General features: G+C 55.1%; 11 protein-coding genes. All 11 read right to left on the bottom strand.

The window, feature by feature from the left end; translation table 11 throughout:
- Positions 1-158: 158 nt before the first annotated feature.
- Genes cpsB through wcaA form a run of 11 tightly spaced genes read right to left on the bottom strand, consistent with a single transcriptional unit; the run spans position 159 to position 10484 of the window.
- Positions 159-1595 carry a mannose-1-phosphate guanyltransferase gene (gene cpsB / locus ADJ24_RS05030; RefSeq protein ID WP_033145975.1) on the bottom strand — a complete coding sequence of 479 codons (1437 nt, stop codon included), beginning with the start codon at positions 1593-1595 and terminating at the stop codon, positions 159-161.
- Positions 1596-1598: 3 nt separating this feature from the next.
- Complete coding sequence (gene wcaI, locus ADJ24_RS05025; RefSeq protein ID WP_023312397.1) at positions 1599-2822, bottom strand: colanic acid biosynthesis fucosyltransferase WcaI; 1224 nt, start codon at positions 2820-2822, stop codon at positions 1599-1601.
- On the bottom strand, positions 2819-3298 hold the full coding sequence (locus ADJ24_RS05020; RefSeq protein WP_023312398.1) for a GDP-mannose mannosyl hydrolase: 480 nt from the start codon (positions 3296-3298) through the stop codon (positions 2819-2821). The genes wcaI and ADJ24_RS05020 overlap by 4 nt, the downstream gene beginning before the upstream one ends.
- Positions 3299-3300: 2 nt before the next feature.
- Complete coding sequence (fcl, locus tag ADJ24_RS05015) at positions 3301-4266, bottom strand: GDP-L-fucose synthase (RefSeq protein WP_013097874.1); 966 nt, start codon at positions 4264-4266, stop codon at positions 3301-3303.
- 2 nt (positions 4267-4268) lie between these two features.
- On the bottom strand, positions 4269-5390 hold the full coding sequence (gmd, locus tag ADJ24_RS05010; protein ID WP_014884502.1) for a GDP-mannose 4,6-dehydratase: 1122 nt from the start codon (positions 5388-5390) through the stop codon (positions 4269-4271).
- Between the two features lie 24 nt (positions 5391-5414).
- The gene (gene wcaF / locus ADJ24_RS05005; protein ID WP_023312399.1) at positions 5415-5963 is read right to left on the bottom strand and encodes a colanic acid biosynthesis acetyltransferase WcaF; all 549 of its coding nucleotides are present in this window, start codon (positions 5961-5963) and stop codon (positions 5415-5417) included.
- Positions 5964-5978: 15 nt separating this feature from the next.
- Positions 5979-6725, bottom strand: a complete 747-nt coding sequence (gene wcaE / locus ADJ24_RS05000) for a colanic acid biosynthesis glycosyltransferase WcaE (protein ID WP_023312400.1) — start codon at positions 6723-6725, stop codon at positions 5979-5981.
- 16 nt (positions 6726-6741) lie between these two features.
- Complete coding sequence (gene wcaD, locus ADJ24_RS04995) at positions 6742-7962, bottom strand: colanic acid polymerase WcaD (protein ID WP_014884505.1); 1221 nt, start codon at positions 7960-7962, stop codon at positions 6742-6744.
- Positions 7937-9154 carry a colanic acid biosynthesis glycosyltransferase WcaC gene (gene wcaC / locus ADJ24_RS04990; protein WP_048702271.1) on the bottom strand — a complete coding sequence of 406 codons (1218 nt, stop codon included), beginning with the start codon at positions 9152-9154 and terminating at the stop codon, positions 7937-7939. Before wcaC ends, wcaD begins: the two co-directional genes overlap by 26 nt.
- Positions 9151-9642, bottom strand: a complete 492-nt coding sequence (gene wcaB, locus ADJ24_RS04985) for a colanic acid biosynthesis acetyltransferase WcaB (RefSeq protein WP_023312402.1) — start codon at positions 9640-9642, stop codon at positions 9151-9153. Before wcaB ends, wcaC begins: the two co-directional genes overlap by 4 nt.
- Complete coding sequence (wcaA, locus tag ADJ24_RS04980) at positions 9642-10484, bottom strand: colanic acid biosynthesis glycosyltransferase WcaA (protein WP_023312403.1); 843 nt, start codon at positions 10482-10484, stop codon at positions 9642-9644. The genes wcaB and wcaA overlap by 1 nt, the downstream gene beginning before the upstream one ends.
- Positions 10485-10612: the final 128 nt, after the last annotated feature.

Here is a 10612-nt window from a genome sequence, read left to right as displayed (position 1 = left end):
AGCTTGCCGCGAATATCGTAGGCTTTAAAACAGGTTAATTTTTCCATGATGACCCCTTTTTCAGGCAACAGTCGGCCCTGACCACTTAATGGCCAAATTGATTTTTTTGTCATTCGCAGGCCCGGTAAGCGCAGCGCCACCGGGCATAATGCAGAGTGCTACACCCGCCCGTAGCGGTCCTGGAAGCGCACGATATCGTCCTCTTCCAGATACGAGCCGGAGCGCACCTCAATTAAGTCGAGAGGAATTTTCCCCGGGTTCTCCAGACAGTGTGTCGCCCCCAGCGGAATATAAATGGACTCGTTTTCACCCAGCAGTTTGACTTCACCGTCGATAGTGACTTTAGCGGTACCCGCAACCACCACCCAGTGCTCGGCGCGGTGATGGTGCATCTGCACCGACAGCCCCTCGCCCGGCTTCACGGTGATGCGTTTCACCTGATAGCGGTCACCGGAGTCAATGGAGTCATATTTCCCCCACGGACGGTAGACTTCGCGGTGAATATGGTGCTCGTGACGGCCATCGGCCTTAATTTGTTCAACCACTTTTTTAACGTCCTGCACGGCGTTACGGTCGGCAATCAGCACGGCGTCCTTTGTCTGGACAACCACCAGATCCTTCACCCCGACCGTGGTCACCAGGCCGGATTCGGCGTAGACGTAGCTGTTTTCCGTTTTGTGGCTAATAACATCGCCGTGGTGGACGTTACCCTCCGGGGTATGGGCGCTGATCTCCCACAGGGAGGACCAGGAGCCGACATCGCTCCAGCCCGCATCCATCGGTACCACGACGGCGTCCGCCGTACGTTCCATCACCGCATAGTCAATGGACTCTTCCGGGCAGGCGAGGAACGCCTCTTCATCCACGCGGATGAAGTCGAGATCCGGGTCCACCACCGCCATCGCTTTCTCGCAGGCGTCCAGAATATCCGGGCGGTATTTGCGCAGCTCTTCCAGATAGCGTCCGGCGCGGAACAGGAACATCCCGCTATTCCAGTAATACTCACCGCTGGCGACATACGCCTGCGCGGTTTCCAGATTCGGTTTTTCAACAAACTGCGCCACGTCAAACGCCACGCTGTCGCCTTCACCCGGCGTCACGCTGCCGCGACGAATATAGCCATATCCGGTTTCCGGCAGATCCGGCACGATGCCGAAGGTCACCAGCTTGCCGCTCTCGGCGTAAGGGATCGCCGCACGCACCGCGTCGCGGAAGGCGTCTTCCTGCTGGATAACGTGGTCTGCCGCCAGGACCAGCATCAGCGGGTCACAGTCCGGGCTGCTGCGTTTTGCCGCCAGCGCCGCCAGGGCGATCGCGGGCGCGGTATTGCGTCCGGCAGGCTCCAGGATGATGTTTTCGGTGAGCTTATTCAGCTGGCGCAGCTGCTCGGCAACAATAAAACGGTGCTGTTCGTTACAAATCACCACCGGGCTTTCACACTCCACGCCGTGCAGACGGTTTACCGTCGTCTGCAGCATGGTGAGATCCCCTTTCAGGCAGAGGAACTGTTTTGGATAGAGCACGCGGGACAGCGGCCACAACCGGCTACCAGAGCCACCAGCCATCACAACCGGATACAAAGTGGTTTGACTCATGATTTATCCCCGTATATCTGTAATAAATTGGCTCAGCACGTTCTCTTTTTCGAGCGTGCGTTCGGCATATTCACGTGCCACCGTGTTCACTTTTGGCATGGCAAGCGCTTGCTCAATTCCGGTTACCAGCGCCGGGACCGATTCCGGCTCCACGCACACGGCAATCCCCGGATAGCTGTCACACAGCTGGCCTAATTCTGTTTCGGCTTCTGCCGTGATCACCGCGTTACCGCCCACTGCCAGAATGTTGGTCAGCTTGGACGGCAGCACCGCGTCGGCGGCGCCGCGTTTTTGCACCACCAGATGGCAGTCGCCCATCTTCAGCAGCGCAGGCAATGCCTCGTAAGACTGAAGCGGGAAAAATTTCACGTTGGTCAGGCCGCGTTCACCGGCCATTTTTTCCAGCCGCGCCTTTCCACCGCCCTGCCCAACAATCACAAACGTCCACGGATGTTCACTCAGCAGCTGGGCCGCTTCAATCACGCTTTCCAGCCCCTGCTTTTCGCCGATGTTGCCTGAGTAAAGAATGATTTTTTGATCTTCAGGCAAACCGAGCTGCGCGCGCAGGGCATGAGCATCTTGCTCAGTTACATCGCGAAAACGCGCCACTTCTGACCAGTTCGGAAAGAAAATGACTTTCTCCGCCGGGACGCCCTTCTCCTGCGCCTTGTTCATCATCGAGCGCGAGATAGTCGAGACGTAATCAACGTTGTGCAGGCCGCTGCGCTCAAACGCGCTGGCGAGCTTCGCGACCTTGCCGCCTTTACTTTTGCCTGCCATCCCCAGGCCCAGCATGGCGTCAACTTCGTAATCCTGTATGTGCAGCAGAGTGCGCGCGCCGGAGAGTTTGCCCAGCAGGCGCATGCCCGGCGTGCAAAACAGCGTTGGCACCACGCCGATGATGCGATCCGGCTTCCAGCGACGCTGCGCCATCAGCGGGAAGAAACTGCTCAGGGCAAAGCTGCCCAGATGAAGTAACCGTTTCAGCGTTGAGGGCTGCTTAGGCACATACAGCGGGCAGCGCCAGACGGTCGCTGCGCCCTCTTCGCGACGGTAGCGCCAGCTTGAGTAGCGCTCCCCGACTTTCCACTCCGGGTAGTACGGCGGCGCGGTAATGACCCGCACGTCATGTCCCTGGCTCGCCATCCACTCGACCATCTCGCCGGTGTATTTCCCGATGCCGGTTAGCTCCGGCGAGTAGTTGATTCCGTATACGAGGATCTTCATATGCCCGGCACCTCGGCCTGACGTTCAGCCAGGAAATAGGCACGACTGTTGTCATGCACATTGTCGCTGGCAAGCAGCGTCTCTGGCGTCTGCCAGCGGTAGTCGTCATGCTGAAAATCAGGCAGACGCAGGTCTGCCTCACTCACCTTCAGGCGGAACCCCAGCACGATGTAGTGCGTGGTGAACCCGGTGCCTGAAAAGTTATCGTCATAGAAGTGCTGCCAGACCCCGTAAAACTGGCCCGCTGCCATCGGCAACTGCAGGCCCAGTTCCGCCAGAGTGAGACGCTCAAACGCATCGCTCAGCGTCTCATCCTTCTGCACGCGCCCGCCGGGCACGAACCAGAAGCCCTGTGCAGGACGGTTGGTTCGTTTCCCCAGCAAGAACTCGCCGCGTTCGTTCTCCACGATCAAATCAATTGAGATGAGCGGAGTGGAACGCACTACCGTGGCAAAATCTTCCTGACTTAAAAACATCGTTACCCCCGGAAGCGGTGCTGGTTTTCCAGGAACCACTGGTATGTACTGGCCAGCCCCTGCTCCAGTGACACCTCGTGATACCAGCCCAGCTGATGCAGACGGGTCACGTCCAGCAGCTTGCGCGGCGTGCCGTCCGGTTTCGTCGCGTCAAACACCACGCGGCCCTTGTAGCCCACTACCTGCGCGATGGTTTGCGCCAGCTCGCGAATGGTGCAGTCCACGCCGGTGCCGACGTTGATGTGCGACAGCATCGGCTCGGTGTTCTCCTGCCACACCTCGCGATCCAGCTCCATCACGTGAATGCTGGCGGCAGCCATGTCGTCCACGTGCAGGAACTCGCGCATCGGCGTACCGCTGCCCCACACCACCACGTCCGGCGCGTTCTCGGCGGTCGCCTCGTGGAAGCGGCGCAGCAGCGCCGGGATCACGTGCGAGTTGCTCGGGTGGAAGTTGTCGTGCGGTCCGTACAGGTTGGTCGGCATCACCGAACGATAGTCGCGGTTGTACTGACGGTTGTAGGACTCGCACAGCTTGATCCCGGCAATCTTGGCAATCGCGTACGGCTCGTTGGTTGCTTCAAGCGTGCCCTGCAGCAGTTCGCTCTCGGCGATCGGCTGTTTCGCCATTTTCGGGTAAATACAGGACGACCCGAGGAACAGCAGCTTATTCACGTTGTGCAGATGCGCGGCGTGAATGATGTTGCTCTCGATCATCATGTTTTCGTAGATGAAATCCGCCGGGTAGGTGTTGTTAGCGACAATGCCGCCCACCTTCGCCGCGGCCAGATACACCTGGTCAATGCGTTCGTTAGCAAAGAAGTCCTGTACCGCGCGGCTGTCGAGCAGGTTCAGCTCGTCGCGGGTGCGGACAACCACTTCGACGTCACCGCGCTGTTCGAGCTGGCGAACAATCGCGGAACCCACCATTCCGCGATGACCGGCGACAAAAATACGTTGTTTTGTCATTCTCAGGACTCCAGCGCGATGGCAACCTCGTAGCCATGAGACTTGAGCAGGGAGTGTTTTTTCGCTGCTTCAAGATCTTTGGCTACCATCTCGGAAACCATCTCCTGCAGAGTGATTTCTGGTTTCCAGCCCAGCTTCTCGTGCGCTTTGGTTGGGTCGCCCAGCAGAGTTTCCACTTCAGCAGGACGGAAGTAGCGCGGGTCAACCTGGACAATCACGTCGCCTGGCTTCACGCCCGGAGCGTCGTGGCCGGTCACGGAAACAACGATACCTTTCTCTTCCACGCCGGTACCTTCGAAGCGCAGTTTGATGCCCAGCTGTGCCGCAGCCATTTCAACGAACTGACGTACGGAGTACTGCACGCCGGTCGCAATCACGAAGTCTTCTGGCTGTTCCTGCTGCAGCATCATCCACTGCATTTTCACGTAGTCTTTGGCATGGCCCCAGTCACGCAGGGAATCCATGTTGCCGAGGTGCAGGCAAGACTCCAGACCCTGCGCGATGTTGGCGATGGCGCGGGTGATTTTGCGGGTCACGAAGGTTTCGCCGCGACGCGGAGATTCGTGGTTGAACAGGATGCCGTTACAGGCGTACATGCCGTAGGATTCACGGTAGTTCACGGTGATCCAGTAGGCGTACAGTTTTGCTACCGCATATGGAGAGCGCGGGTAGAACGGCGTGGTCTCTTTCTGTGGGATTTCCTGCACCAGGCCGTACAGCTCGGAGGTAGATGCCTGGTAGAAGCGAGTTTTCTTCTCAAGGCCGAGGAAGCGAATCGCTTCCAGCAGACGCAGCGTACCCATGGCATCAACGTCGGCGGTGTATTCCGGGGATTCGAAGGAGACCGCTACGTGGCTCATCGCGCCCAGGTTGTAGACTTCATCCGGCTGTACTTCCTGCAGGATACGGGTCAGGTTGGAGGTATCGGTCAGGTCGCCGTAGTGCAGGTGGAATTTCGGGTTCGCCGCGTGAGGATCCTGATAAATATGATCCACACGTTCGGTGTTGAAAGAAGACGCACGACGTTTAATACCGTGTACTTCATACCCTTTTTCCAGCAGGAACTCTGCCAGGTAAGAACCATCCTGCCCGGTAACGCCGGTGATGAGAGCGACTTTAGACATGTTTATATTCCTCTACTTATGAATTTAATCAGTTTCAACGCGTTCGCGTATCACCACTGCGGGGTTGCCACGGCAAATTTTATTTGCCGGTAGCGATTTAAAAACGCTGCTGCGGGCACCGACTACCGTGCCATCGCCAACAGAAACACCCGGTGCAACAAAAACATCCGTTGCCAGCCAGCATTTTTCACCTATCGCAACAGGCGAAGCGGTAATATCAAAATGCTGACTCATAAAATCGTGGCTGCCGGTGCACAAATAACACTTCTGTGAAACCACCGAATTTGCACCAATCGTTATTTCGCCAAGGGTATATAACACCGCGTCATCCCCAACCCATGCGTAATCCCCAAGCGTTAATTTCCACGGATAGGTAATTTTCACAGAAGGTCGGATGACTACGTTTTTTCCGATTTTTGCGCCAAACAGGCGCAATAAAAAAGCTCGCCAGCGGTACATTATTTGCGGCGACCAGGCAAATAATGTTGCCTGAACGGCCCACCACAGTTGTACCTTAATACCGTTCCCGCCCCGAAAACCTTTCGGCACGGAGAAACCTTTTAAATCCTGCATTGCGTTTCCTTATATTCAGGCTTTGTTATATAAGGTTTTCGTTTTGCCTGTGGTGCGCAGGCGTAATAAATAAGACAATTCCGCCCAGAACCCCGGCACGCGTAATATTTTACGCTGTACGTTTTTGGCGTCCTGGCATAATTCCAGATTATTAGACGTTGACACGCCGCCCATTGAGAATTCAGACACCAGCCCTTTAATTCGACGGAACGGGTAACCTGATTTATACAGGCTGGCTGCCAGCGCATAATCGGAAGACACTTTATACTGTAAATCGTAAGGCTGTTTTTTCAGACCCTTTACCGGAAAGAAAATGGCCTGATGGCTGGCCGGCAAGCTGTGGTAGATATACCAGCCTGGCTTCGCGCTGCGGCACACTTTATGTCCGTCGCCAAAATCGAGCAGCGCATCGCCAATATACATGGCGTCCTCTTTCTGGCGAGCCAGCTGACGGGCAAACAGCGCCACGTCTTCATGGAAAATATCGCCCGAGTTCAGGAAGATGGCATAACGGCCTTGCGCCATGCTGATACCTTTATTCATCGCATCATAGATGCCTTTATCTTTCTCGCTGATGTAGCGTAAGTTGAACTCACCGTTGAGTTTTTCCAGAAACTCCGCCGTGCCATCGTTCGAGCCGCCGTCGACCACAATCCACTCAAAGGTGAGGCTTGGATCGCGCGCCAGGTTGCGCAGCGAGCGCCAGGTTTTTACCACCCCTTCGTAATTACGAAAAGCGACAGTAATGACGCTAAGAAACATAAATCACCTCATTTCGTCATACGTTCGTAATATTAAGCGCCTTGCGCAGAATAAACGGACAGACAATCAAGAAAGCATATTCCGGGCTAAATATTGACCCGGTAAAAAACAGCGACACCGGAGTAAACAGATAAAGCTGAACGCGAAAGTTCTGGTTATCACCAAACGCGTTAATCATCATTTTGAAAACTTTAAACAGATACCACAGGGTCAACAGTACGGCGAACCACGAAAAATAAATAATTAACAGATACAGACCATTGTCTATGGTTTTACCGACATCCGCACCGTTAAAGATTCCGAATGATGCAACATATTCGTAAAGTGAGCCGAATCTTACTACCCCATCAATATGGGTTAAGGAATAACCCACCATCACCAGTGGCCCAATGATGCGATAATAGGACGAAGACCCTTCCGTTCCCAAATCACCCAGACGTTCTGAGATGTACGGGAAGGCAAATATCACGCCTACCAAAAATACCGTCAGGGAGATAATCGCCAGCGGCAGTTTTTTCTTAATCGCATCTTTGTTCAGGTACTGGAACGCCCACTCCAGCAGGTAAAACAGGATAAATGTCATTACCCCTGAGAACGATCCAGACAGAACAATTCCTGCAAGAATCATAGCATCGGTCTTAGGCGTTTTGATACCAAACTGTTTGATGCTGAGCCAAATTGAGATTAACGCCAGAGCGAAAAACGCCGGTTCAAAATAGAGGGCCGTAGTACGCTTCCCGCCAAACTTGATGAAGTTCAATACATAGCTGTTACTGTAAATGAGATATTTCGAAATTATCTCCATCAGGCTGCTGCCGCCGGTGAGAATAATTTGCGCCATCTCCAGTGCGGCAAGCATAACAATTAACGCAACGGCAATATAAAAGAACCTAAGGATTTTCCGATAATTGTGCGGAGAAATAGTTTTAAACCGAATACTCCAGACCATTCCGATAATAATAACAATATAAACAAACAGCATGGTCGACGTGACGTATTTACTCGCATCCAGCGACTGGCCAAAGATGTAGTTAAACAGCGTCAGGCCCGTGCCCAGACCTAAGGCAATCATCAGCTTCTTGAGGTTGATTTTATCGACATACAACAGAAGCAGAACGGGCAGGAAGGTTACGATGGTTATCGGGAAGCTTTCGCCGAGCTGGGCAATTTTGACGTTGACCAGCAGGTAGATCAGCGGCAGCAGCAGATAACTACAGATTCTGATAGAACGAGACATATTCCTCCAGCATCTGTTGTCCACTGTAGGCCTTGCGGCTGCGGTTGCGGAACGATTCCAGGTCTGTGCCAAAAACGATCTCAGCAATCTGCGCCTTCGGCAGCTGTACCAGCGGCAGGACCTCCTGCTCCGTGAAGGTTTTCCCGCCGGACTTTTCCAGCACTTCGCGCGCCGCATCGCTGTGGGTGGCGATCACCGGCACGCCGATAGAGAGCGCTTCGCAGAGGATCAGCGGGTAGTTATCCACGCGGGAGCTGAACACCAGCGCGTCCATTTCATTCAGCGCGCTCATCAGCTTGCGCTTGTCGGTCTCAAACCCGTGGTTCACCACGTTGGCCCCTTCGAACGGTGAAAACTTGCCGAAAGTGTGAAGCTCTATCTTGTCACCCAGCGCCATCATGTCGCGCACCAGCTGCTGGTTGGTTTTACCGTCGTAACGCAGGTCATGCGCAACGATAGCAATTTTCGGTTTGCCCGCGGTTTCGGCCACCGGAGTCAGCTCGGCAAGAATGGCTTCCGTCGCCACGTCGATGCCGTTGTTGATAATCTGACAGCGCCCTGCCCCGTACAGGCTGTTGAAGGCATCGGCCACGTGCTGGCTCGGGGAGATAAACGTACAGCCGAGCGAGAGCATGTCGCGGAACAGCTGACGCTTTCCGGCCACCAGCTGATGCGCGCGATCCACCTTCACCGGCGGATAGTTGCTTAACGTCGGGCACTTCTGGCAGTTATCTTTCCAGCCTTCGCAGCCGTCGGTAAACGCGCAGCGTCCGGTCACGCTCCAGTGATCGTGCAGCGTCCAGACGAATCGGGTGTCGGGCTTGTGGGCTTGCACCTTCTGACAAAACGCCACCACCGCTTCCAGATTCAGCCAGTAGCTGTGCAGCACGTGAAAATGCAGCACAACCGGGCCGGTCGTGCGCGTCACGGTGCGGTAAAGGTTGTTCAGGTTGCCAAACAGATCGCGGTTAAACAGGCGGAACAGCGCAATGTTGGCAATCGAGGTCAGACGCGGCGTGTGCTTGTGCACCTGCGGGAAATTATCGTGGCTAACGCTTTTCTTGCCGCCTTTGCCGTAGCCGTAAATAAAACGAGACTGTAGTCCTTTTTGCAGCGCGCGCTGGTGCAGATCCAGGGCCACGCCAGCCGCTCCGCCTTCTGCGAGGCGTACGTTAAATTGCAGAATGTTCATTTAATCACCTTCACGCGGGCTTTTTCTCCCACCACCAGCGCGTTATCCGGAATGCTGTCCAGCACTACGCTGCCAGCACCAATCGTGACGTTATTACCAATCGTAATGTCACCGATGATTACCACGTTCGCCCCCAGCTCGACGTTATTGCCGATGACCGGGCAGGCCAGGCTGTCAGGCCCGCGGTTGCCAATGGTGACCGCATGACGAATGGTGAAATCATCCCCGGCGACCACAAACTTGTTGATCACCACCGCATAGCCGTGATGGATGGTAAAGCGGCGGCCAATGGTGGCAGCGGCCTGAATTTCATAGCCAAAAAAGCATTCGGTAATGATGCGGTACAGCACCAGCACGGGCGCCGCCCAGATATTGTTCAGCACGTTTTTCTTACGCCACACCGAGCAAAAGTGCGCGATGCGGTACGCCAGAACCATGCAGCACGGACGCAGGCTCCAGCTGTTAGCGCGGCAATCTTCCAGAAACATTATTTCCCCCGAAGTCCATCAGCCAGGCGCTTGCCGTTACGCACGGACAGCAGCGTCAGCAGCGTGCGCCAGTTCATGCGCTTATTGCGGATCTGATAGAGGGTGAAGAGCTGATATTTACGGCTGGCACGGTCAAATTTGTCCTTGTGCTTGCGGTAAAAATGGAAGTAGCCGGAGAACTTCTTCGGCGAGGAGGTGATTTGCATCTCCCCGTGGTTGATGTGCAGTATCTGCGTAGCCTCTTCCACCTTCCACGGCTCGCCGTACTCCACCACCATGCGCAGGAAGATATCGTAATCCTGCGCGGCCTTGAGTTCGGTATCGAACAGGCACTCTTTGAAACGCCACGCCCAGGTGAAGACCTGGTTACCAATAATGTTGCGCTTGTAGAACAGGCGGCGAGAATACGGCGATTTCGGGTACAGCGGCAGACTGGCGGGCTGCGAGTAGACCTCGCCCTGGCAGACATAGTCGTTGGCATACAGGAAAGCGTGCGTGACCAGCTGTTCTTTATGCGACAGGAAGATAGACAGGCGGTTCGGCGTCCATTCGTCATCGTCGTCGATCCCGGTCAGATACTGCCCTTTGGCCTGCATAATCGCCTGATTACGCACCGCGCACGCGCCGGAGTTAATCGCGTTATGCGTATAGACCACCCGCGGGTCGTTGAGGTCAGTTACAAACTTTTGCAGCTGTTCATACGAGGAAGAGCAGTCATCCACGATGATCAGTTCCCAGTTATCGTAATCCTGTCGCAGGACGGATTTGATGGCGCGGATCGCCAGCTGCTGACGATTCCATGTCGGCATATAGATTGATACTAAAGGGCGTTGTGTGGTCATCTTTTCCCCTCACCCCGGCCCTCTCCCCACAGGGGAGAGGGTGAAAGGCAGCCAGTGGTTATCATTACGTTCGTCCCCCAAATCCCGCACCGAACTGTCCCCTCTCCCCTTTGGGGAGAGGGTTAGGG

The sequence above is a fragment of the Enterobacter sp. 940_PEND genome, from assembly GCF_001059415.1.
In the GTDB taxonomy this organism is placed as follows: Bacteria; Pseudomonadota; Gammaproteobacteria; order Enterobacterales; family Enterobacteriaceae; genus Enterobacter; species Enterobacter cloacae_M.
Note: the sequence above shows the minus strand (reverse complement) of the source record. Positions and strands in the feature narration are given on the sequence as shown.

Bases quoted from the DNA above. Each gene is read 5' to 3' on its own strand.
- wcaA (WP_023312403.1), bottom strand. From the start codon at position 10,484: ATGACCACACAACGCCCTTTAGTATCAATCTATATGCCGACATGGAAT.
- ADJ24_RS05020 (WP_023312398.1), bottom strand. From the start codon at position 3,298: ATGTTTTTAAGTCAGGAAGATTTTGCCACGGTAGTGCGTTCCACTCCG.
- wcaI (WP_023312397.1), bottom strand. From the start codon at position 2,822: ATGAAGATCCTCGTATACGGAATCAACTACTCGCCGGAGCTAACCGGC.
- fcl (WP_013097874.1), bottom strand. From the start codon at position 4,266: ATGACAAAACAACGTATTTTTGTCGCCGGTCATCGCGGAATGGTGGGT.
- wcaC (WP_048702271.1), bottom strand. From the start codon at position 9,154: ATGAACATTCTGCAATTTAACGTACGCCTCGCAGAAGGCGGAGCGGCT.
- wcaB (WP_023312402.1), bottom strand. From the start codon at position 9,642: ATGTTTCTGGAAGATTGCCGCGCTAACAGCTGGAGCCTGCGTCCGTGC.
- wcaD (WP_014884505.1), bottom strand. From the start codon at position 7,962: ATGTCTCGTTCTATCAGAATCTGTAGTTATCTGCTGCTGCCGCTGATC.
- wcaE (WP_023312400.1), bottom strand. From the start codon at position 6,725: ATGTTTCTTAGCGTCATTACTGTCGCTTTTCGTAATTACGAAGGGGTG.
- cpsB (WP_033145975.1), bottom strand. From the start codon at position 1,595: ATGAGTCAAACCACTTTGTATCCGGTTGTGATGGCTGGTGGCTCTGGT.
- wcaF (WP_023312399.1), bottom strand. From the start codon at position 5,963: ATGCAGGATTTAAAAGGTTTCTCCGTGCCGAAAGGTTTTCGGGGCGGG.
- gmd (WP_014884502.1), bottom strand. From the start codon at position 5,390: ATGTCTAAAGTCGCTCTCATCACCGGCGTTACCGGGCAGGATGGTTCT.